At 71.3% G+C, this 21000-nt stretch carries 18 protein-coding genes; 10 read left to right on the top strand and 8 right to left on the bottom strand.

The window, feature by feature from the left end:
• Positions 1-22 precede the first annotated feature (22 nt).
• Positions 23-610 carry an SMI1/KNR4 family protein gene (locus tag PYR72_RS07355; protein ID WP_275454510.1) on the bottom strand — a complete coding sequence of 196 codons (588 nt, stop codon included), beginning with the start codon at positions 608-610 and terminating at the stop codon, positions 23-25.
• A gap of 110 nt (positions 611-720) precedes the next feature.
• The gene (locus PYR72_RS07350; RefSeq protein WP_275454509.1) at positions 721-4374 is read right to left on the bottom strand and encodes a LamG-like jellyroll fold domain-containing protein; all 3654 of its coding nucleotides are present in this window, start codon (positions 4372-4374) and stop codon (positions 721-723) included.
• A gap of 497 nt (positions 4375-4871) precedes the next feature.
• On the opposite strand from PYR72_RS07350, the gene PYR72_RS07345 reads away from it, so the two are divergent.
• The 8 genes from PYR72_RS07345 to PYR72_RS07310 all read left to right on the top strand — a co-directional run bounded on the left by PYR72_RS07345 (position 4872) and on the right by PYR72_RS07310 (position 14301).
• Entirely contained in the window at positions 4872-5888 is a 1017-nt protein-coding gene (locus PYR72_RS07345) for a LacI family DNA-binding transcriptional regulator (RefSeq protein WP_275454508.1), read from the top strand.
• 265 nt (positions 5889-6153) lie between these two features.
• On the top strand, positions 6154-7401 hold the full coding sequence (locus PYR72_RS07340) for an extracellular solute-binding protein (RefSeq protein WP_275454507.1): 1248 nt from the start codon (positions 6154-6156) through the stop codon (positions 7399-7401).
• A 21-nt stretch (positions 7402-7422) separates the two neighbouring features.
• Positions 7423-8406 (top strand): sugar ABC transporter permease, encoded by a 984-nt coding sequence (locus tag PYR72_RS07335; protein WP_275454506.1) that lies wholly within the window; start codon positions 7423-7425, stop codon positions 8404-8406.
• A complete protein-coding gene (locus tag PYR72_RS07330; RefSeq protein WP_012998391.1) occupies positions 8403-9227 on the top strand; it encodes a carbohydrate ABC transporter permease in 825 nt (274 codons plus the stop codon). Before PYR72_RS07335 ends, PYR72_RS07330 begins: the two co-directional genes overlap by 4 nt.
• Positions 9228-9308: 81 nt before the next feature.
• Positions 9309-11066, top strand: coding sequence for a trehalase family glycosidase (locus PYR72_RS07325; RefSeq protein ID WP_275454505.1), 1758 nt, complete (start codon positions 9309-9311; stop codon positions 11064-11066).
• A gap of 173 nt (positions 11067-11239) precedes the next feature.
• Positions 11240-12211, top strand: a complete 972-nt coding sequence (locus PYR72_RS07320) for a peptidase (protein WP_275454504.1) — start codon at positions 11240-11242, stop codon at positions 12209-12211.
• A gap of 176 nt (positions 12212-12387) precedes the next feature.
• The gene (locus PYR72_RS07315; RefSeq protein ID WP_343245518.1) at positions 12388-13053 is read left to right on the top strand and encodes a TetR/AcrR family transcriptional regulator; all 666 of its coding nucleotides are present in this window, start codon (positions 12388-12390) and stop codon (positions 13051-13053) included.
• A gap of 225 nt (positions 13054-13278) precedes the next feature.
• Positions 13279-14301 (top strand): TerC family protein, encoded by a 1023-nt coding sequence (locus tag PYR72_RS07310; RefSeq protein WP_275454503.1) that lies wholly within the window; start codon positions 13279-13281, stop codon positions 14299-14301.
• On the opposite strand, the gene PYR72_RS07305 is transcribed toward PYR72_RS07310, so the two are convergent.
• The 3 genes from PYR72_RS07305 to PYR72_RS07295 all read right to left on the bottom strand — a co-directional run bounded on the left by PYR72_RS07305 (position 14298) and on the right by PYR72_RS07295 (position 17049).
• Positions 14298-15218 carry an SGNH/GDSL hydrolase family protein gene (locus PYR72_RS07305; RefSeq protein ID WP_275454502.1) on the bottom strand — a complete coding sequence of 307 codons (921 nt, stop codon included), beginning with the start codon at positions 15216-15218 and terminating at the stop codon, positions 14298-14300. The genes PYR72_RS07310 and PYR72_RS07305 overlap by 4 nt on opposite strands.
• 575 nt (positions 15219-15793) lie before the next feature.
• On the bottom strand, positions 15794-16483 hold the full coding sequence (locus PYR72_RS07300) for a DUF3105 domain-containing protein (protein WP_275454501.1): 690 nt from the start codon (positions 16481-16483) through the stop codon (positions 15794-15796).
• Positions 16484-16626: 143 nt separating this feature from the next.
• Positions 16627-17049, bottom strand: coding sequence for a DUF6153 family protein (locus tag PYR72_RS07295; protein ID WP_275454500.1), 423 nt, complete (start codon positions 17047-17049; stop codon positions 16627-16629).
• A 196-nt stretch (positions 17050-17245) separates the two neighbouring features.
• Here PYR72_RS07295 and PYR72_RS07290 point away from each other — a divergent pair, with 196 nt between their 5' ends.
• Together PYR72_RS07290 and PYR72_RS07285 are read left to right on the top strand one after the other, a co-directional pair.
• Positions 17246-18055: a VOC family protein gene (locus PYR72_RS07290; protein WP_275454499.1), complete on the top strand. Its 810-nt coding sequence runs from the start codon at positions 17246-17248 to the stop codon at positions 18053-18055.
• A gap of 82 nt (positions 18056-18137) precedes the next feature.
• Positions 18138-18875 carry a ribonuclease H gene (locus PYR72_RS07285; RefSeq protein WP_275454498.1) on the top strand — a complete coding sequence of 246 codons (738 nt, stop codon included), beginning with the start codon at positions 18138-18140 and terminating at the stop codon, positions 18873-18875.
• 32 nt (positions 18876-18907) lie between these two features.
• On the opposite strand, the gene PYR72_RS07280 is transcribed toward PYR72_RS07285, so the two are convergent.
• From PYR72_RS07280 to PYR72_RS07270, 3 genes are all read right to left on the bottom strand, one after another.
• On the bottom strand, positions 18908-19360 hold the full coding sequence (locus PYR72_RS07280; RefSeq protein WP_275454497.1) for an SRPBCC family protein: 453 nt from the start codon (positions 19358-19360) through the stop codon (positions 18908-18910).
• Between the two features lie 95 nt (positions 19361-19455).
• Complete coding sequence (locus PYR72_RS07275) at positions 19456-20280, bottom strand: tyrosinase family protein (RefSeq protein WP_275454496.1); 825 nt, start codon at positions 20278-20280, stop codon at positions 19456-19458.
• 71 nt (positions 20281-20351) lie between these two features.
• Positions 20352-20714 (bottom strand): tyrosinase cofactor, encoded by a 363-nt coding sequence (locus PYR72_RS07270; protein WP_275454495.1) that lies wholly within the window; start codon positions 20712-20714, stop codon positions 20352-20354.
• Between the last annotated feature and the right edge of the window lie 286 nt (positions 20715-21000).

Raw genomic sequence — 21000 nt, 5'->3', positions numbered from 1 at the left:
CCGCCGCCGTGGCGACAAGCCACTACCGTCCCCTGGCGCGTGGGCCCCAGGGGGCGGTGGCGACGGTCGCCGGTGAGGTGAGTCCGAGCGCCCGGTTGTCCTTGCCCTCGCGCATATGGTCCAGCCAGCGTTCGTACCAGGAGAGGAAGTCCGGGGCGGAGGAGACGTTGGGCGGCCGGAAGCCGTCCGCGTTGCCGGTGAGCACGCGGCCGGTGAGCGGGCCGGTCACGCCGACGAGGCACAGATCGGTGCAGCCCATCTCGATGATGTGCAGGAACAGGTCTCCTCGCGCCGCGTCCGGGTGGAGCGCGTGGTGGAAGCCCCGGGGGGCGCCGTCCGGTGGCTGCCGGTCCATGGTGAACAGCCTGCACTCCTCCAGCGGAAGCAGACCGTAGAAGGGCCCGGCACCGACGCCGAGTTCGACGAGGAACGTGCGGTAGGCCCACGGCAGCGCGATGTGGTGCTCGGCCTCGAAGGCGTCGACCCGGGCGGAACCGATGCGCGGTCCGAGGCGGAACGCGTGACGCTCGGCGCCCGCGGAGTGGCTGCGCTGCGGCTGGTACGGGATCCTCGCCAGCTTGGAGCGGATGCGCGCGGTGCGGGAGTCCATCGGAGGATCTCTTCTTTCGCCGGCCGCCACTGTACCGGCTCCACCGCGAACGTCCGGGTCGGTCAGACCGACGGACCCGGACGTTCGCGCTACCTGTCGCTCACCTCACGTCAGCGCACCGCCTTCGCGTACGGCGCGACGGTGATCCGGTCGATCAGCGGTGCGTAGCGGGAGCGGAGCAGTACGCCGGGGAAGGTGTCCGAGGCGTAGGTGGTGCCGTCGAAGTTCGGGAGTTCCTCGGAGCGGAAGGTGATCGTGTTCTGCCCCTTCTTCAGCTGGACGGGGACGGTCAGCTCCCAGAAGTTGTTCTGGTGGAAGGTGTGCGGGAAGGTGAACCGCTTCGACTCGCCGCCGTTGACGGCGATGTCGGCGTGGCGCGCGAGCGGGTCCGGGTTGTAGTGGGTGGCGGGGGACTGCTCGGGGTTGGAGTAGCGGATGCGCAGCGCGTGCGTGCCCGCCTCGTCCGCGGTGACGGTGAACGTGGCCGTGTTGCCGTTGCCCGGGGCGCCGCCGATCCCCGTGATCGCGGTGCCGTCGGTGGCCAGGGAGAGCGGGGCGAGGGCCGCCGAGCCGGCCAGTTCGGCGCTCTTCCCCTCGTAGGTGCGCGCCGGGAGCGTGCCCTCCGTGGGGGTGACCGAGAGGCGGTCGACCATGGTGGTGTGCGAAGTCCCGGTCACCGTCACCTTGTTGACGCCACCGGAGAGGGAGACCGCCACGCTGTTCCCGCCCTCGTCCAGGCGCATGAGGTCCTGGCCGTTGACGGAGACGCGGGCGCCGGAGCCCTTCAGGGTGTCGACCCGGAGGGTGGCCTCACGGTCGGCGGGGGAGTAGACCCAGAACGTGGCGGTCCCGTCCTTGGGGAGCCGGGCGGCGCCTGATCCGGTGGCCGCGCGCCGGGGCGGGTCGTAGGCGGTGCGCGCCCGGCCGCCGAGCCAGGCCAGTTCACCCTCGTACACCTGCGTACGGGCGGAGGCGTCGGGCAGGGACAGGGTCAGCCGGTCGACGATGGCGTCGCCCTTGGTGGCGCTCCTGCCGTCGAGGCTCTTCGCGGCCAGCGTCAGCGTGTGCCTGCCCTTGGTGAGCTTCACCGTGGTGTCGGTGTGGTCCCACACCACCCACTTGTAGCCGAGCGGCAGATACAGCTCCCGCTCGCTGTCCGCCTTGCCGTCCACCCGGAGGAAGACATTGGTGGGGCCCTGCTCCTTCACCTTGTCGAAGGTGTTGAGGGAGTTGGCGAAGACGCTCAGGTCGTAGGTGCCGTCCTCGGGCACGTCCACGGTGAAGTCGAGCGTCATGTCCGACCCGGTGCGCAGTCCGCCGACGTCGTAGCCGCCGGAGGTGTAGAACTTCGACACGTCGCGCGGTGAACCCTCGGGGCCGTTCTTCGAGTAGCCGGATCCGGTGTGGGCGGCGTCCTCCGCCTCATAGGAGTTCTGCCAGCGCACGGGCGCGGTCCGCGTGGCCTTCGCGTTCCCGGCGGGGCTGAGGACGATCTCGTACGCCGAGGACTCCTTCAGCCGGGGCAGGGTCCCGTCACCGAAGTCGACGGAGACCGTGCCGTCGGCACCGACGTCCAGGTTCGTCTCCGTGAGGAGCCTCGGGCCGGAGCTGTCGCCGACCTGTCCGCTCCACTCGATCTCGCGGACCCAGGCGTGCACGCTCTTGCCGAAGACCTTCCTGGGTACGTCGGTGAAGGTGATGTGGCCCTTGCCGGTGGAGCCGCCGAAGATCAGGCGGGCCTGCTTCTTCTTCTCGTCGAGTGTGCCGACACCCTGCATGGTGTAGTTCTCGCCGGGGGACGGCGGGTTCACCTTCACCGTGTGTCCGGTCATCGAGGCGTACGCGTTGAGCAGCCACCACTGGCCGTTGCCGCGGTTCGCCTGCACGGCGGAGTCGGAGAGGTTGCCGTCGATGTTCCAGTACGCGATGTCGGCGTCCACCTTGGACTCCTCGATCGCGGAGACCCACTGGATCATCTGGCCCGGGACCGAGGTGTGGTAGTTGAAGGCGTATTCGTTGATGTTGATCGGGAGTCGGGTGCCCTCGCGCGAGGTGCCCTCGAACAGGTCCTTCTCCCAGCCCCGGTACGTGGCCACGCTGTCGCGGACCGCCTCCGGGTGGCTCAGCTCGTGCCAGGTGACGACGTCGGGGAGGGTGCCGGCGGCCAGCGCGTGGGACAGGAAGCCCTTCACCTGGTCGTACAGGATGCTGGTGTTGGGGCCCGCGATCCGGGCGTCCGGCATCCTGTCCTTGATCAGCTTGTACGCGGAGTCCCAGGCGCCGAAGAAGGCGTCGGGGTCGTCGAGCCAGCTGACCTTGTCGTAACTCCACTGGCCGGTGCCGAACATGTTGCCCTCGGGCTCGTTGAACGGCACGAAGACGATGTTGTCCTGGTACCGCTTCGGCAGCCGGAGAACCTGGTCGACCTGCTTGGCCATCTTCTGCTCGTAGAGCCGCAGCTTCTCGGCGGGGGTGTCGCCCGGCCATTCGTACGGGAAACCGCGGTGGATGTCGGTCATGTAGATGTACACGTCGCCGTCGGTGGAGTCCGCCAGCGGTTTCACCACCTCCAGCGCGTCGGCGCCCGGGTGCTGCGGGCCGTCCTGCGCCTTGGTGGAGACCGTGCGCAGCCCCATGCCCTCGATGAGGTTGTTGGTGGGGACGTCCGGTCCGTAGACGCCGTAGAGGGTGCCGGAGGCGCCGCCGTGGAAGGCACCGGTGTCCGAGCCCAGGTCGACGGTGAGCTGACCCTCGCGGACCACGGTGACCGTCGCCCTGACCGCACGCCCGGCGGCGGTGCCCGCGACGGTGAACGTGCCCGGCCGCTCGTACGCCCCGGCCGGTACGGCGTCCCAGGTGACGGGCGTGTCCCGGTCGTAGCCGTCGGAGAAGGAGGCGCGGACGGCGACGGGGAGGGAGGGGGCGGTCCCGGTCGTCGTCCGGACCTCGAAGGACGTCTTCGACAGCTCACGCAGGGTCGGCACGTCCGCGACGGTACCGGCCACCTGCTCGGGGCTGAGCGCCGCGTGCCACACGGTGAAGTCGTCGATCGCGCCCTTGAGCAGCGGATCCGGGTAGAAGGACTTGCCGATGTAGCCGGCGGCGGTGGCCGAGCCGTCCAGCAGCTCCCTGGCCTTGACGTTCGTCGCGGCGGAGGAGACCGCCACGCCGTCGAGGTAGGTGGTGACGCGTCCGGCGGCGGTGTCGAGGGTGACGGTGACCGTGCGCCAGGCGTCGGCGGGCAGCGCCGCGTATCCGGAGACCTGGGCCTCCGCGCCGCCTCCGCCGGTCGTCACGGCGGTGCGCAGCAGCCCGCCGTTGTTCGACGGGGTGGTGAAGAGGTACTTGCCGGTGTCGGTGCCCAGGTCGAAGATCCGCTGCCAGGACGACTTGTCGCCGCCCCACTTCACACGCGCGGACACCGTCAGGTCGGTGGCGTCGCCGAGCACCGCGCGGGGCAGCCGCACGTACGCCCCGTCGGAGGTGGGCGCCCCGCCGGGCAGGGAGAGTGCCTTGCCGCCGCCCGCGCCCTCGACCGCGTTCGCGGTGGCGGCGTTGACCAGGCTCGCCGTCAGTCCGTTGCCGGAGCTGTCCGTGATCTTCCCGGACGCGAGGTCGTCCTCGTCGAAGGTGTAGTGGGCCGTGGGCTCGGGCGTGTCGGCCGCCTGGGCGGGCACGGCCGGCGCGACCAGCGCGCCCGCGCCGAGGGCCAGGGCGACGGCGGCCGGGGCCCGGCGCCGGGCTGATCTGTCAGCGGATGGCATGGAGTGCGTCCTCAATCCTTGAGTAACGGGGGTCCCGGCCGCGCCCGCCCCGACCGCCCGTCGTGGGCCGTGTCCGGTGAGGCGGGTTCGGGGAGGCGCGGCGCGGAATCGGTTCGATCGCGCGCACACCGGAGCCGGGGCGGTCGGCCCGGGCGGCCGTGGTGGCGCGGGCACAGCAAGGGCTGTGGGCACGGAGCCCGGGTCAGCCGGAAGGATCACTTCATCGAACCGGTTCGCAGGGAAGCTAGCACCGCGGATTTCCCACAGCAATACATCGGACGCGGCCGGATCGGTGCCGGCGCGTGTGTCGGAGGGATTGCCGGCCTGTGTCGGGGAATCCCGTTTCAGGTGTTGACAGCCGTCCGGCTTGTTCCTACCTTCACTTCACGCGAACCGGTTCGACGACCGGACGTCGCATCCTCCTCACCCGACCACGTACGCGGCTCGGACGCACCGCCCGGCGGGAGCGTCGAACCGGTTCGAGCAAGGAGTTCTCCGTGAACATCGGTGAGATCGCCCGGCGGGCCGGTGTCTCGCGGAGCACCGTGTCCTACGCCCTGAGCGGCAAACGCCCCGTGTCCGACGACACCCGCCGGAAGATCCAGCAGGTCATCGACGAACTGGGCTACCGCCCCAACGCCAGCGCCCGGGCCCTGGCCAACGGACGGACCAGCACGATCGGGCTGGTCTTCCCGCCGGCCGGGAACCACTACACGGGCATGCAACTGGACTTCATCGGCAGTGTGGTGGAGGCGGCCGCCGCCTACGACTACGACGTGCTGCTGTCGCCCAGCGGCGTGGACAGCGACCGTTCCTTCCAGCGGCTGCTGGGGGAGCGGCGCGTCGACGGCGCGATCCTGATGGAGATCAGACTGGCGGACGACCGGGTCGATCACCTGGCCGAGCTGGACTTCCCCTCCGTCGCCATCGGCCGGACGGCCCGGCCGGAGGGCAGTTGGTGGGTGAGCCTGGACCACACCGCGCTGGCGGAGGCGTGCGTCCACCATCTGGCGGACCTCGGCCATCGCAGGGTCGCCTTCGTCAACCGGCCCGAACAACTGCTGCGGGCGGGCTACGAGTCCGCGCACCGCGGGCTGGACGGCTTCACCAAGGCCGCCGCCGAACGCGGACTGACCGTGCGGTCCTACACCTGCGGGGACGACGCGGCCGCGGGGCAGGCGTGCCTGGAGCGGATCCTGCACGACGACCCGGCGACCACCGGTCTCGTCACCCTGAACGAGGCGGCACTGGGCGGGCTCTACCGGGGGCTGGCCCTCGCGGGCCGCCATGTGCCGCGTGACTTCTCCGTCACCGGGATCGTCGCCGGCCGCTGGGCGGAGACGGTGACACCGCAGCTCACCGCCGCGGACGTGCCGGCGGCCGAGATGGGCCGGCTCGCCGTCGACCTCCTCGTCGAGCGGCTGGACAGCCCCGGTGCCCCCGCCCGGCACCACCTCCTCGTACCGCCGATCTCCCTGCGCGCCAGCACGGGCCCCGCCCTCGGCGCCTCCTGACCCCGCCCGAAGACCCGGTCCCCAGGGACCCCCGCACTCCCTGGGCACCCCACCCCGAGGCCCCCACCCTCCCGACCCCCACTACACCCGGGCCCGCCGCCCCCCATCCGCACGGCGGTGACCCGGCCACACCCTCATCGCCGGAGCCTCCGCGTCCCGGCGCACCGGGCACCCGATCCCTCACCGACGCCCTCGGTGTGTCCGGCTCTCCCCCCGTCACCCTCCCTCTCACGGCACCCCCGTGCCAAAAACTAAGGACTCCGCCATGCACAGCACCCCCGGACAGCGCCGTCTGACCGCCGCGGCCCTCACGGCCCTGGCCGTGACCGTCGGCGCCACCGCCTGCTCCTCCGGCTCGGGCAGCACCGGCGCCAAGGACGCGGACAGCGGCACCTACACCGTCTGGGACCCGTACCCGCAGTTCGCCAAGGGTTCGGCCTGGACGAAGCTGCTGGACAAGTGCGGCACCGACGCGGGCGTGAAGATCAAGCGGACCGGCTTCGACACCAGCGACCTGGCCAACAAGACGCTGCTGGCGGCCCAGCAGGGCAACTCCCCGGACGTCCTCATCGTCGACAACCCGGTCGTCTCGACCCTGGCCGAGGCGGGCGTGCTCACCACGACCGAGGACAACAAGCTGGACACCTCCACGGTGGATCCCAACCTGCTCGCGGCCGGCCAGTCCGGCGGCAAGACCTACGGCACCCCGATCGGCGCCAACACCCTCGCCCTCTACTACAACAAGGAGGTGCTGAAGAAGGCCGGCGTGGACATCGCCTCGGTCAAGGACTGGAAGTCGCTGACGGCGGCGCTGGCGAAGGTCAAGAAGGCCGGCAAGAAGGGGATCACCTTCTCCGCGATCGGCACGGAGGAGGGCAGCTTCCAGTTCCTGCCGTGGTTCTGGGGCGCGGACGCACAGCTCACCGCGCTCGACTCTCCGCAGAGCGTCTCCGCGCTGTCCCTGTGGAAGGGCTGGCTCGACAAGGGCTACGCCCCCAACTCGGTCCTCAACAACACCCAGACCACCAGCTGGCAGGAGTTCGCCACCGGCGACTACGCGTTCAGCGAGAACGGCACCTGGCAGCTCGCCAACGCCGAGAAGGCCGGGTTCGACTACGGGGTGATACCCGTCCCGGCCGCCACGGGCGGCAACGCGGCCGCCCCGACCGGCGGCGAGTTCGTGACCGTCCCCGTCCAGAAGGACACCGGCCGCTACGCCACCTCCCAGAAGCTCGTCACCTGTCTCACCAGCACCGGCAACCTGTACGACACCGACACCACCCTGTCCTACGTCGCGCCCACCACCGAGGTCCAGGACAAGCAGGTGGCCGCCGACGCCGCACTGAAGCCCTGGGTCGAGGCGGTCAAGGCGGCCAAGGGCCGTACCAGCGACGACCTGGGCACCAAGTACCCCAAGATCTCCGAGCAGTTGTGGAAGGCCGTCCAGTCCGCGCTCAGCGGCGCCGCGTCGCCGAAGGACGCGCTGGCCAAGGCCCAGTCGGCCGTCAAGTAACCAGGGATGCGCGGTCCGTCGATGAACGACACGAAACAGGTCCCGGACCGCCGGTCCGCGCACGGCCGGGTAGGGGCGGCCACCGCCGCCCCTACCCGGCCCTCCGCGCGGCCCCGGCGCCGTCCGACCTCCCCCCAGTGGACCGCCTGGGCCTTCCTCGCCCCGGTGACCTGCTACCTCGTCCTCTTCTACGCCTACCCGCTCTACCGCAACCTCGACCTGAGCCTGCGCGACTACACCGTCCGCTCCTTCGTCCAGGGCGACGCACCCTTCACCGGCCTGGCCAACTACCAGAAGGTCTTCGACGACCCGACCTTCGCCCCCGCCCTGCTGCACACCGTCGTCTTCACCGCCGTGTGCCTGGTCTTCCAGTACGCCATCGGTCTGGCCCTCGCGGTCTTCTTCCACCAGCACTTCCGGCTGTCGGCCACCCTGCGGGCCCTGTTCCTGGTGCCCTGGCTGCTGCCGCTGATCGTGTCCGCCTCCACCTGGTCGTGGATGTTCAACAGCGACTCCGGCATCGTCAACGCCGCCCTGCACGCCGTCGGCGTCGGCCCGGTGAACTGGCTGACCTCCCCCGACTGGTCGCTGACCTCGGTGACCATCGCGAACATCTGGATCGGCGTCCCCTTCAACCTGGTGGTGCTCTACAGCGGACTCCAGTCCGTCCCCGGATCGCTGTACGAGGCCGCGGCGCTCGACGGGGCGAACGCCTGGCAGCGCTTCTGGCGCATCACCTTCCCCCTGCTGCGCCCGGTCTCCGCCATCACGCTGCTGCTGGGCCTCGTCTACACCCTCAAGGTCTTCGACATCATCTGGATCATGACCAAGGGAGGCCCGGCGGACTCCTCCACCACCTTCGCCACCTGGTCCTACCAGCTCGGCTTCGGCAACCTCCTGCCGGCCTTCGGCCCCGGCGCGGCCGTCGGCAACCTGCTCGTGGTCGCCGCCCTGGTGTTCGGCCTGGTCCACGTCCGAGTCCAGCGAAAGCAGGCGCTGTCATGAACCGAAGTGCCTCCCGCTCGTGGTGGAAGACGGCCGTCGGCCTGCTGCTGACCGGGGTCATGCTGTTCCCGGTGTACTGGATGGTCAACGTCTCCCTCACCCGGGACCAGGACATGCGCAAGAGCCCGCCGGACCTGTTCCCGGCCCACGGCACCCTGTCCGGCTACCGCACCGTGCTCGCCGAGCAACTGCCCTACCTCGGCACCAGTCTGGTGGTCGCCCTCGGCACCGTCGTGCTGACCGTGGCCCTGGCCGCGCCCGCCGGCTACGCGCTCGCCAAGCTGCGCCCCCGTGGCGGCGGCCTGCTGAGCTTCGCCCTGCTGGCCGCCCAGATGATCCCCGGCATCATCATGGCGATGGGCTTCTACGCCATCTACCTCCAGCTCGGCCTGCTCCAGTCCGTGCCCGGCCTGATCGTCGCCGACTCCACCCTGGCCGTCCCCTTCGCGGTCCTCATCTTCACCGCGTTCATGTCCGGCATCCCCGGCGAACTGCTCCAGGCCGCGCAGATGGACGGCGCCAGGCCCCTGCGGACCTTCTGGTCGATCGTCCTGCCCATGAGCCGCAACGCCGTCGTCACGGTCTCGCTGTTCGCCTTCCTGTGGTCCTGGTCCGACTTCGTCTTCGCCAACACCCTGGTCAACGGCGGCACCCACGAACCCATCACCCTCGGCATCTACCACTACATCGGCAACAACAACCAGGAGTGGAACGCCATCATGGCCACCGCCGTCGTGGCGTCCCTGCCCGCCGCGGTCATCCTCGTCCTGGCCCAGCGCTATGTGGCGGCCGGTGTCACCACCGGCGCCGTCAAGGACTGAGCCCCCCGACCCGTCCCGACGGCCGGCGCTCTCCCGCGCCGGCCGGCCGGCACCCCCTGCCCCAGAAACGAGTCACGCCACATGACCGCCGCCCGATCCGGCCCCGCCTTCTCCGTCCACGACATCCCCTTCAGCGCGTACGGGTCCTGGTTCGACATCTCGCCCGTCGTGGCGGAGAAGACCTACGCCGAGGACCTCCACCTCGTCTCGCACCAGAACGGCATGCACGGCGTCCTGCGCATGGTCCCCCTGGACCCGGAGAGCGGCGAGCGGACCGTCACCCGCGTCGAGGCGACCCCGGAGCTGCTCACCTGGACCGGCGGACCCGGACGCGTCGAACTCGTCTACGAGACACCCGACACCGTACGGCTTCGGGGCAACGGCCTGGACCTCGGCGTGCTCGCCGCCGCACGCACCCTGACCCCGTTCAGCGGCACGTACTTCTTCCACGACCCGGCGGCGGACGCGCACGTGTTCACCTCCTACGAGACCGGCCGCCGCTACCGCGTCACGCTCCTGTCCGGCGCCCTCGCCGGCACGGCCGGGACCCAGGCCCTGGGCAGCGCCGAACGCGGTGTCACCGTGACCGCGGCGGCGGACGGCCGCTGGGAGATCGCGATCGAGGAACTCGACGCCGCCCGCCCGCCGTACGAGCCCTCGGCGCTCTTCGACACCGTGGTGGCCTCCGCGCGGGCCGCCTTCGCGGACTTCGTCGACGCGGTGGCCCCCTGGCGTTCCGCCGCCACCCCGGCCGCCGAACTCGCCGCCTATGTCGTCTGGTCGGCGACCGTGGCCGCGAAGGGCCTGGTCACCCGGCCGGGCGTGCTGATGTCCAAGCACTGGATGGACAAGGTCTGGAGCTGGGACCACTGCTTCAACGCCCTTGCCCTGGCCGGGGGTTCGCCGGAGCTGGCCCGCGACCAGTTCCACCTCCCCTTCGACCACCAGGACGCGAGCGGCGCCCTGCCCGACTCGGTCACCCACTCCGAGGTCCTCTACAACTTCGTCAAGCCGCCCATCCACGGCTGGGCCTACGGCCGTCTGCGCCGCACCCTGCCCAGCCCTCCGGACCGCGCCGAACTGACGGAGGTCTACGAACGCCTGGAGCGCTGGACCGGCTTCTGGCTCACCGCCCGGCGCGCCCCCGGCGCCGACCTGCCGTACTACCAGCACGGCAACGACAGCGGCTGGGACAACGCCACCACCTTCGACCCCGAGCGGGTGGTCGTCACCGCCGACCTCGCCGCCTTCCTCGCCCTGCAGCTCCACGAACTCGCCGCACTGGCAAAGGAATTGGGCAACGAGGACGAGGCGGCGCGCTGGACGCGGACGGCCGGGGAGACCCAGTCGGCGCTGCTCGACCAGCTCTGGACCGGAGACAGGTTCGTCGCCCGCTCGGCCGGCACAGGGGAGACCTGGAGCAGCGCCGGCCTCCTCGACTTGATGCCCATCGCGCTCGGCGAGCACCTGCCCGCCGAGGTCGCCGGCACTCTCGCCGACCACATCAAGGCCCACCTCACCCCGTACGGCCTCGCCACCGAACTCCCCACCTCCCCGCACTACCTCGCCGACGGCTACTGGCGCGGCCCGATCTGGGCCCCCGCCACCGTGCTCGTCGAGGACGGCCTGCGCCGCGCGGGCCACCAGCGGCTCGCGGACGACATCAGCGCCCGCTTCCGCGCCCTGTGCGAGGCCCACGGGTTCGCCGAGAACTTCGACGCCCTCACCGGCACCGGCCTGCGCGACCGCGCCTACACCTGGACCGCGAGCAGCTACCTCCTCCTCGCCCGCGACCACCACCTGCGCGAGGTGGCCGGGACCGGCGAACCCGTCGTCTGACCCGCGAGCGAGAACCCACCCGCACGTCCGGCACGGCACCGACAAGCCCATCTCTGAAGGAGGGCCGATCGACTTTGCGCCCATCGTGACGTGTACCTGGCCAATTTGCGGGCGGGCTGGCACTCTGCGTCGCGCGCATTCGTCCTCGTCCCCCCACCGCACAAGGAGTACGCGTGAGAGACATACGCCGCTCGTCCCGCTCCCTCCGCACCTCCCGACCCCTCCTCGCCGCCCTGCTCACCGCCGCCGTGATGACCGGCACCGCCGTGTCCGCCGCGCCCGCGGGGGCGGCCCCGGCGGACCCCGCCGCGTTCTGGACCGCCGAACGGATGCGGCAGGCCGCCCCGTTGGAGCTGCCGGTCATGGAACCAGGCCGGCTGAAGGCACCCTCTCTCGCCAGGGGTGCGGAGCGTACCGTCGCCCCCACGCTCCCGGGCACCGCGAGCGAGGCCGGAGCGCTGGCCTTCCCCAACGGGGGCGGAGCCTGGACCGGTGGCGGAGCCGTGGTGTCCACGGCCGGGCGGGTGTTCTTCACCTACCAGGGGCGAACGGCCTCGTGTTCCGGCAACGCCGTCACCAGCGCGAACAAGAGCACCGTCCTCACCGCCGGACACTGCGTGAAGCTGGAGGGCGCCTGGCACACCAACTGGGTCTTCGTACCCGGGTACCACGACGGACAGGCCCCGTACGGCAGGTGGAGCGCGACGAAGACACTCTCCACGCCGCAGTGGACCGCGAGCGAGGACATCAACTACGACATCGGCGCGGCCGTCGTCGCCCCGCTGGACGGGAAGCCGCTGACGGACGTCGTCGGCGGGCAGGGGCTGGCCTTCAACACCGGGTACAACAGGGCGATGTACGCCTTCGGGTTCCCCGCCGCCGCCCCGTACGACGGGGAGAAGTTCGTCTACTGCAGCGGAAACACCAACCGTGACTTCCTGCTCTCCAACGACCACGGCATGAACTGCAACCAGACCGGCGGCGCCAGTGGCGGCCCCTGGTTCACCCAGTTCGACGAGGCCACGGGTACCGGCCTGCAGTCCTCGGTGAACAGCTTCAAGTACAACTTCCTGCCCAACCGGATGTACGGGCCGTACTTCGGCACCGACGCGCAGAACCTGTACCAGACCGCGCAGTCCTCCTGAGGCGCGTACGACCGCCGGCGCCGGCTTCCGACGCTCCGGAAGCCGGCAGCCGGATGCCGCACGGGGCCCGGTCACCGCGCGTCTCTGTTCTGACACCTGTCAAGCAGCCGGGGCCGAGCCCCCTAAGCTGGGGGTGCGTCCCGCGGACCCCGGGGCGATCGGTGAGGAGGCAACCGGTGGGAGCCCGTACAGAACCCGCCCGGCGACCGGGCCGCCCGAGCGCGGACAGCCGTGCCGTGCCCGACGAGGACAGCATCCTGACGCGCGGGCTGGAAGCCTTCGCCGAGCTGGGCTACGAAGGCGGTTCCGCGCGGGAACTGGCCCGCCGTCTCGGCGTCAGCCACAACTTCATCAACGACCGGTACGGGTCCAAGGCGGCCTTCTGGCGTGCGGTCGTCGACCACGCGCTGGGCGGCAGGATGGCGTCGCTGGCGCACACCGATCCCTCGCTCGACGATGCCGAGCAGCTGCGCCTGATCATCGCCGGTTTCTACCGCAGGGCGGTGGACACACCGCTGGTCGGACGGCTCCTCGTCCACGAGTTCTCGCGGGACACGGAGCGGCTGGACTACCTCTACGAGCACTACATCTCCCAGACGCTCCAGCTGATGGTCCCCAGCATCGAGCGGCTCGTCGCCGCCGGACGCATGGCGCCCATCCCGCTGGACGTCCTGTTCTTCGCCGTCGTCCCTCCCGTCTCGGGCATGCTCGACGGGCCCCTGGCGCGGCGACTGGGCCGGGAGGACCCCGCCTCCCCGGAGCAGCTCACGGCCACGGCGGAGTGGCTGTCACGCCTGGTGGTCAACGGCCTGCTCGCGACGGGTGCGCCGAACGGCGACTGAGTGCGACCCGGGTGTCCGGGAGCCCCTCGTCTGTGCGAATTGGGTCTGTCCTGTCCGTGCGCTGTACGCACCTTGGACGAGCGCTGAACGGCGGTGCGCGAGCCTGGAGGGGCTCCCGAGCGAGCGAAAGGCGGCAGGCCGCTCCGAGGTGCCCCACACGGGTCCCGTCGGCCCGTTCCGCCGCGGAGGTCTCGCCGGTTCGCACACCCAAGCCCCGGAGGAACCTTGAACGTCTCGTTGTCCACCTGGCTGCTCACGATCGTCGTCCTGGGGCTGTTGGTCGCCGTGGACTTCTTCATCGGGCGCAAGCCGCATGAGGTGTCGGTGAAGGAGGCCGGGATCTGGTCGGCCGTGTGGATCGCTCTGGCGGTCGCGTTCGGCCTGGGGGTGCTGGTCTTCGGGGGCGGCGGGCCGGCGGGGGAGTTCTTCGCGGGGTTCGTGACCGAGAAGTCCCTGAGTGTCGACAACCTGTTCGTCTTCGTGCTGATCATGGCGAAGTTCGCGGTGCCCTCGCAGTACCAGCAGCGGGTGCTGATGGTCGGTGTGCTGATGGCCCTGGTGCTGCGTGCGGTCTTCATCGCCGCGGGTGCGGCGATCATCTCCTCTTTCTCGTGGGTGTTCTACCTGTTCGGCGCGTTCCTGGTCTACACAGCCTGGAAGCTGGTGCAGGACGCCCGGGCCGGCGGTCATGAGGAGGAGTACGAGGAGAACAAGCTCCTGAAGGCGGTGGAGAGGCGTTTCGGGGTGGCCGACCGCTACCACGGGACCCGGCTGTGGGTGGAGGAGAACGGCCGGCGTGTGATGACGCCGATGCTGGTGGTGATGCTCGCCATCGGTTCCACCGACGTCCTCTTCGCCCTCGACTCCATCCCCGCGATCTACGGCCTCACCCAGGACCCGTACATCGTGTTCACCGCCAACGCCTTCGCCCTGATGGGCCTGCGCCAGCTGTACTTCCTCATCGGCGGCCTGCTGAAGAAGCTCGTCCACCTCTCCTACGGCCTGTCGATCATCCTGGGGTTCATCGGCGTCAAACTCGTCCTGCACGCCCTGCACGAGTCCGGCGTCCACGTCCCCGAGATCACCATTCCGTTCTCCCTCGGCTTCATCGTCCTCGTCCTCGTCGTCACCACCGCCACCAGCCTCTGGGCCTCCCGACGACAGCGGGAGCGGGAGCGGGCGCAGGAACCGGACCGGCCGGAGACCGCGGTGGCGGGCGACGACGAGCAGACCTCGCGGCGGGCCTAGGAGACCGCGTCGGCGACGGCCCGCGTGATCGCGCGGGCCATCCGCGTGATGCCGGGCGACACCACCGGGCACGGCCGCGGCCTGGACGTCGTCGGGGCCAGGCAGAAGTGCAGCGGGTCCTTGTCGTGATGGAGGGCGGTACGGGCCCGGCCCGGCTGGGTGCAGTACCCCTCGTGCTCCCGTTCGTACGCGGTGCACGGCAGGTACTGGGTCCACGTGTAGCGGCCGGAGGCCGGGCTCACGGCCCGGCCGGCGTCGGCGGTGAGGTCGCCGGAGCCCTTGGCCTGCCGCGCGTACAAGGCGTTCACGCGGCGGACCCGGTCCGGGGTCATCGGGTCCGGGCCCTGGAGCACCCAGACGATCGTCGGCCGGTGCGCGCCGCCCGCGTTCGCGATCTGTTCGGTGAGCCCGGCTGCCGCGGCCTCGTACCGCCGGAAGTACTCCGCCCGGTCCTTGCCGTAGGTGATGCCGTCCATGCAGGGCGTGTAGTCCCAGGAGTTGCCCCAGAACTGCAGGACGACATAGTCCGGACGCAGCCGGCGCACCAGCGCGGCTGCCTTGTCCCCCGGCGGGACGAGCGACCGGTCGGCCGTGCCCTCCAGGTAGTCGCACAGGGTGGTGCCCCCGTACGGCACGCTCGTGTACCGGGCGCCGAGGCCGTCCTTCAGCAGCGTGCCGAGGACACGCTGGTTCTCCACCGCGAGCGAGTCCCCGAGGTAGAGCACCCCTGGCGCCGGCTTCGCGGACGCGCCGTCGCGGGGCGCGGTGGTGATCCGGGAACGGGTGGTCGGCGACGGATCGGGCGCCGCGGCCGACGGCGGGGCTTCGCCCGGCGCCGACTCCGGATCCCCGCACGCGCCCAGCGCCAGCGCGGCGAGCACCGCCCCGGCCACTCCCACGATCCACGCCCTGCGCATACGCGACTCCGGCCCCGGCCATCCAAAACGGTCCCCCAGGCAAGCACAGCCCGGGGCGGGGCGGAAGACATACGTCGGCCACGAGCGGACCGGCCGGAGCGCGCGGCCGGGGGCGCCGGGGCGAAGTCGCCCACACCCCTCCATGGCGCGACTCCCGGCTGCCGGAGTGGCCCCCGTACCGGGCGGCCCGGGCCGCGCCGCGGGCGGTTGGGTGGTGGATGCCGAGGGCATCGCGCCCGGGTGGCCGCGTGAGGGCGCCCGGGCGGGGGTGCCGGGGCGCGCTGTCGGGCCCGGGTGGGGGGCTGGCGCCCGTTCATGGCGCGAGGCCGGCCCTGGACGGCCGCCGAGCCCCTCGCGTGGCGCGACTCCCGGCTGCCGGAGCGGCCCCCTCGGCCCGCGTACCGGTCGGCCCCGTGAGGGCGCCCGGTCGGGCCCGGGTGGCGGGCCGGCGCCCGGGCATGGCGCGAGGTCGGCCATGGCCGCGCCGTGGGCGGTGGGGCCATGGAGTCGAGGAGGTCGCGCCCGGGCGGCCCCACGGGGGCGCCCGGGCCGGTGGGCGCCCCCGGAGGGTCAGGTCACGGGGTCATGCCGCCGCTGCACGCGGCACCCGGCTCCGGCGTCTGCTCGCCCTGGACGTACTTGGTCAGGAACTTCCGCACCCGCGGGTCGGACGCCTTGTCCACCTTCAGCTGGTGCTCCCAGGCGCTGAGCACGATGGGGGAGGACTGGTCCTCGTAGGGGCTCATGAAGGAGTACGTCGTCTTCTCCACCAGCCCGGTCAGCGACTCGACGTCGGCCTCGGCCGCCTTGTCGTTGTACGTGATCCAGACCGCGCCGTGCTCCAGCGCGTGCACCGCGTTCTCGTTCGGCACGGCCTTGGTGTACACCTGCTTGTCGCAGTTGACCCAGACCTGGTGGTGGTCGCCGCCCACCGGCGGGCTCATCTTGTACTCGACGGGCTCGGTGACGTGGTTCTGGGTGAGCTTGGACCAGCTCTTCACCCCGTCGACCGGCGCCGCCTTGGCCGCGGCCTCCGCCGCCTCCTTCTCCCGCGCGGAGTCGATGAGGTACCAGCCGCCGCCGACGAGCCCGGCGAGGATGGCGGTGGTGACGCCGATCATGAGCACCCGCGTCCGCCGCTCACGCGCCTGCTCGGCCTTGCGTATCTCCTCCACGCGGGCGCGCCGCGCCGCCTCCCTGGCCTTGGGGCTGTTGTTCCTGCCCTTCGGTCCGCCGTTGTTGGCCTTCGCCTTGGATGAAGCCATGGGGTGTCCTTCTCCCCGCCGGGCCGCGTACGGGCCGGGCGGTGCTGCTGGTCGTCCACGAATCCGTCGCGCGGGCCGGTGCCCGGGCGACGCCCTGCCGAGGGATCTCCGCGATGTCCACGGGGCTCCCGTGCGGGCGGGGCCTAGACGCGGAGCAACTGCAGTTCGTGGAGATCGGGAGGGCGGGCCCGCCCCGGCTCGCGGGCACCGGCGGGCGCCACCCGCGCCGCGGCCGTCGCCGGCTGCCAGGACGCGGCGGTGTGGTCGGCGCCGGGCGACGGCACCTGGACGAGCACCGCGGCCGGGTCGGGGGAGTGGCAGTCGTGTCCACCGGGACGGTGCTCACAGGGGTCGCGGTCCACCTGGCCCGCCCGCACGGCGAGGGGCACCTGCGTGCGCGGCTCCGCCGAGACGGTGTGCGGGCGCTGCGCCGGGGCCTCCCCGGGAGGCGTGCCCGCGCAGGACAACAGGAACGTGGTCGCGGCGGACACGATCACGAGCAGCAGGCGCGCCGACCGGCCCCGGACGCACGGCAGCGCCGTACGTCTGAACGGCCGGCCGGGCATGCAGCCACCTCACGGGTCGAGGCGAACGGGAGTGCGAGCGCCGCTGAAATTATCAGACGTCGCACAGCCGTGGTCCCGCCCCGCGGATCCCGTGCCGGTTTCACGCGATCCGTCCCCTTCGGCGCGCGTCCGGCAACGCCCGTGGCTAGCGTGAGAGCCGGGGAAACCACCCTGTCGAACCGAGGAGAGTGGCGCGATGGCCGCACATCCCGACGGAACGCCCTGTTGGGTCGACGCGATGTTCAGCGACGTCGAGGGGGCGAAGAGTTTCTACGGTGACGTACTGGGCTGGACGTTCGGCGAGTCGTCGTCCGAGTACGGCAACTACACCCAGGCGTACGCGGACGGCAAGGCGGTGGCCGCGGTCGTCCCGCCGATGCCCGGCCAGGAGGGCCAGTCCGCCTGGTGCCTGTACTTCGCCTCGTCCGACGTGCACGCCACCGCGGCCAGAATCCATGAGAACGGCGGCGAGGTGCTGATGGAGCCGATGCAGGTCGGCGACTTCGGCTCCATGCTGCTGGGCCGCTCCCCGGACTCCGTCGTCTTCGGGGTCTGGCAGCCGGGCGTCCACGAGGGCTTCGAGGCCACGGGGGTGCCCGGCGCGTACGCCTGGGCCGAGGTCTTCACACGGGAGCCCGAGAAGGCGGACGCCTTCTTCCCGGCCGTCTTCTCCTTCCGGTCCAAGCGCATGGACGACCCCGGCAGCCCCGAGATGGACTTCCGGGTCTTCGACCTGGGGGAGGGTCCGCTGCTCGGCCGGATGACTATGACTCCGGAGGACTTCCCGCCGGAGGTGCCCTCGTACATCAACGTGTACTTCGCCGTCCCCGACTGCGACGAGGCGGTCGCCCGGGCCACCGCGCGCGGCGGCGTCCTGCGCTTCGGCCCCATGGACACCCCCTTCGGGCGTTTCGCGGCGCTCAGCGACCCGCAGGGCGCGTCCTTCTCGGTCATCGACGTCGGCAGGACGCAGGGCGAGATGCCGACGCTCACGGACGTCGACTGAGCGGACGCCGCGGGATGCGCGGGGGTGTGGGGATGCGCGGGGGCGGGAGACCCGTGGGCGGTCCCACGCCCCCGCGCATGGCATGATCGAGTGCATGCCGGAACGTGTTGTGGCCGCCTGTGACGGAGCGTCCAAGGGAAACCCCGGACCAGCGGGCTGGGCCTGGGTGGTCGCCGAGGACGCCGAGACCCCCTCCCGCTGGGAGGCGGGCCCGCTGGGCAGGGCCACCAACAACATCGCCGAACTCACCGCGCTGGAGCGGCTGCTGGCGGCCACCGACCCGGCCGTCCCGATCGAGATCCGGATGGACTCCCAGTACGCGATGAAGGCGGTCACGACCTGGCTGCCCGGCTGGAAGCGCAACGGCTGGCGCACGGCCGCCGGCAAGCCGGTCGCCAACCGGGAACTCGTGGTCCGTATCGACGAACTGCTCACCGGCCGTACCGTGGACTTCCGCTACGTGCCCGCGCACCAGGTCGACGGTGATCCCCTCAACGACTTCGCCGACCGTGCGGCGAGCCAGGCGGCCGTCGTCCAGGAGCCGGCCGGGACCGACCTGGGCTCGCCGGAACCGCCGGCCGCGCCCGACACCGCCCCGTCCCGCTGGAGCGCGGCGAAGAAGTCCGGGAAGTCCGCCAGGTCCGGCGCCCGTGCCGGTTCGTCGTCCTCGTCCTCGGCGTCGTCCCGCACGATCAAGGCGAAGTTCCCCGGCCGCTGCCTGTGCGGCCGTGCGTACGCCGCGGGGGAGCCCATCGCCAAGAACGACCAGGGCTGGGGACACCCGGAGTGCCGTACGGCGGCGTCGGCCGGAGCCGAATAGCCGCCGCACGGCGCCGTGCGCGGGGGCCGGCGTCACACGACGGCGCCGCGCCACTCCCCGCTCTCCCGGCCACGCTTCTCGATGAAGGTCTTGAAGCGTTCCAGGTCGCCCTTGGTCTGCCGCTTCACGACCCCCAGCCTGTCGGCCACCTTCTCGGCGGTGCCCGTGGGTTCGAAGTCCATCTGCAGCATGACCTTCGTGCGCTCCTCGGAGAGGTGGTGGAAGGTGACGACACCGGCCTGACGGGCCTCGCCGCCGACGGTCGTCCACGCCACCCGCTCGTCCGGGATCTGCTCGGTGATCTCCGCGTCGAACTCCCGCCGCACGCCGTCCACCTTGGTCACCCAGTGCGTGAGTGTGTCCGAACGCTGCTCGATCCGCTCGACCCCGCTCATGAACTCGGGAAAGGTCTCGAACTGCGTCCACTGGTTGTAGGCGGTCCGGACGGGGACGTGGACCTCGACGGACTCCTCGATCTGGGTCATCGGTCGCCTCCTCACATCGGTTGCGTGTCGATCACGGCCGGGTCGCCCCGGCGCGTCCGGAGCGGGTACCCAGGACTCCCGGGGATCAACGCGGGTCAGGCGGCGTCGAAGGTGTAGTGCGCGGTGTGGTCCAGCAGCGCCGCCGGAGTCGTGTCGTTCCACGGCCTCATCGGCTCGTTCAGATCGACCACGTTCGGCGTCCCGGCCGCCGGCAGGTACGCCGAACCGGGGTGCAGGCGCTGCCAGTCGGCCCACAGCTTGTCGACGAAGGCGTGGTGCAGCCAGAAGACCGGGTCGTTGGGGGAGACCCCGGTGCCCATCTGGCCGCCCACCCAGACATGCACCCGGTTGTGCAGGTTGACGCCCCGCCAGCCCTCCAGATGGTTGCGGAAGCCGTCCGAGGCGCTGTTCCAGGGCGCCATGTCGTACGTGGACATCGCGAGCACCGAGTCCACCTCGGCCCGGGTCGGCAACTGCCGCACCGCGGTGCCGAGGGAGCGGCGCAGATAGGTGCGGCCGTCGACGCGCACGGTGATCGGCCAGTTGCCGGTGGACGCCGCGAACGGCCCGTCCGTCACCTGCCCGTCGCGGCTGCGCCCGGTGCCGCCGAGGAAGTCCGGGGCCCAGAGGGAGGACCGGGTGGTGCGGTCGGCGGTCCAGTCCCAGTACGGCAGTGCGACGGCCGGGTCGACGGACTGCAGGGCCCGCTCGAACTCCAGCAGGAATCTGCGGTGCCAGGGGAGGAAGGACGGTGAACGGTGGCCGGTGCGTTCGCCGTTGTCGGTGTCGCCGAGGATGAAGGCGTTGTGCGTCGTGACGAACTCGTCGTAGCGTCCGGAGCGCTTCAGCGCGATCAGGGCGTCGACCAGGCGCCGCTTCTCGTCGGCGCTCAGGGTCGCCTGGTTCTTGCGTATGGTCATGGCTCTGCGGCTCCTTGCGGTGGTTCGGGTGGTTCGGGTGGTTCGGGTGGTACCGGTGCTGCGGGGGCCGGTCAGCCGAACGGGACGAGACGGGCGCCCTGGAGTTCGTCGACCGCGGCGCGGGCGGCGGCACGCGGGGTCGGTACGGGGGAGTAGTGGCTGACGACGCTGATCCAGCTGCCGTCGGCGTTGCGCATGACGTGCAGCTCGGCCCCGTCCACGAACACGGCGTACCCGGCGCCGTGATGGTGACCGCCGCCGTCGGCCGCGCGGCCCTGTATGCGGCGGCCCCGGTACACCTCGTCGAAGGCGGCGGGGTCCTGGTGGCCCTGGTGGGCGTGGCCTTCGTCGGCTGTGGCGGTGAGCGGGGCGCCGACGGTCGCGGCGAGGGCGGCCGCCGCCCCGAGGGCGTGGCGGCGGGTGATGTCGGGCATGCGAGAACCTTCTGACAAGGGGTGATTGATGACCCGTCATGCCTATCGATCAGGTGGGGAACGGGGGAAATCCCCGGAAGCCGGTTGGCCGCGATCAGGACAATCACGTATATGTCGTGCAAGGTTGAACAAAGATGATCTTGCTGTCGTGGATCTTCGCGCATGGGCGGAGGGAGAGATTCCGTCCGAGGTGCGGGGTGTGGCCGATGATCTTGCGGAGGGTGCCTGGATCGGGTGACGGCCGTCACGCGCGCAAAGTGACGCGATTCCGGGCCGTCTCCGCACT

It is taken from the genome of Streptomyces sp. VNUA24, assembly GCF_029167005.1.
Lineage (GTDB): Bacteria > Actinomycetota > Actinomycetes > Streptomycetales > Streptomycetaceae > Streptomyces > Streptomyces scabiei.
This window is presented reverse-complemented; position numbering and strand designations above follow the sequence as displayed.

What these genes read in the sequence shown, in the direction of transcription:
- PYR72_RS07270 (WP_275454495.1), bottom strand. Translation starts at nt 20,714, where the DNA reads ATGCCCGACATCACCCGCCGCCACGCCCTCGGGGCGGCGGCCGCCCTC.
- PYR72_RS07340 (WP_275454507.1), top strand. Translation starts at nt 6,154, where the DNA reads ATGCACAGCACCCCCGGACAGCGCCGTCTGACCGCCGCGGCCCTCACG.
- PYR72_RS07290 (WP_275454499.1), top strand. Translation starts at nt 17,246, where the DNA reads ATGGCCGCACATCCCGACGGAACGCCCTGTTGGGTCGACGCGATGTTC.
- PYR72_RS07275 (WP_275454496.1), bottom strand. Translation starts at nt 20,280, where the DNA reads ATGACCATACGCAAGAACCAGGCGACCCTGAGCGCCGACGAGAAGCGG.
- PYR72_RS07330 (WP_012998391.1), top strand. Translation starts at nt 8,403, where the DNA reads ATGAACCGAAGTGCCTCCCGCTCGTGGTGGAAGACGGCCGTCGGCCTG.
- PYR72_RS07355 (WP_275454510.1), bottom strand. Translation starts at nt 610, where the DNA reads ATGGACTCCCGCACCGCGCGCATCCGCTCCAAGCTGGCGAGGATCCCG.
- PYR72_RS07335 (WP_275454506.1), top strand. Translation starts at nt 7,423, where the DNA reads ATGAACGACACGAAACAGGTCCCGGACCGCCGGTCCGCGCACGGCCGG.
- PYR72_RS07305 (WP_275454502.1), bottom strand. Translation starts at nt 15,218, where the DNA reads ATGCGCAGGGCGTGGATCGTGGGAGTGGCCGGGGCGGTGCTCGCCGCG.
- PYR72_RS07350 (WP_275454509.1), bottom strand. Translation starts at nt 4,374, where the DNA reads ATGCCATCCGCTGACAGATCAGCCCGGCGCCGGGCCCCGGCCGCCGTC.
- PYR72_RS07300 (WP_275454501.1), bottom strand. Translation starts at nt 16,483, where the DNA reads ATGGCTTCATCCAAGGCGAAGGCCAACAACGGCGGACCGAAGGGCAGG.
- PYR72_RS07325 (WP_275454505.1), top strand. Translation starts at nt 9,309, where the DNA reads ATGACCGCCGCCCGATCCGGCCCCGCCTTCTCCGTCCACGACATCCCC.
- PYR72_RS07280 (WP_275454497.1), bottom strand. Translation starts at nt 19,360, where the DNA reads ATGACCCAGATCGAGGAGTCCGTCGAGGTCCACGTCCCCGTCCGGACC.
- PYR72_RS07295 (WP_275454500.1), bottom strand. Translation starts at nt 17,049, where the DNA reads ATGCCCGGCCGGCCGTTCAGACGTACGGCGCTGCCGTGCGTCCGGGGC.
- PYR72_RS07285 (WP_275454498.1), top strand. Translation starts at nt 18,138, where the DNA reads ATGATCGAGTGCATGCCGGAACGTGTTGTGGCCGCCTGTGACGGAGCG.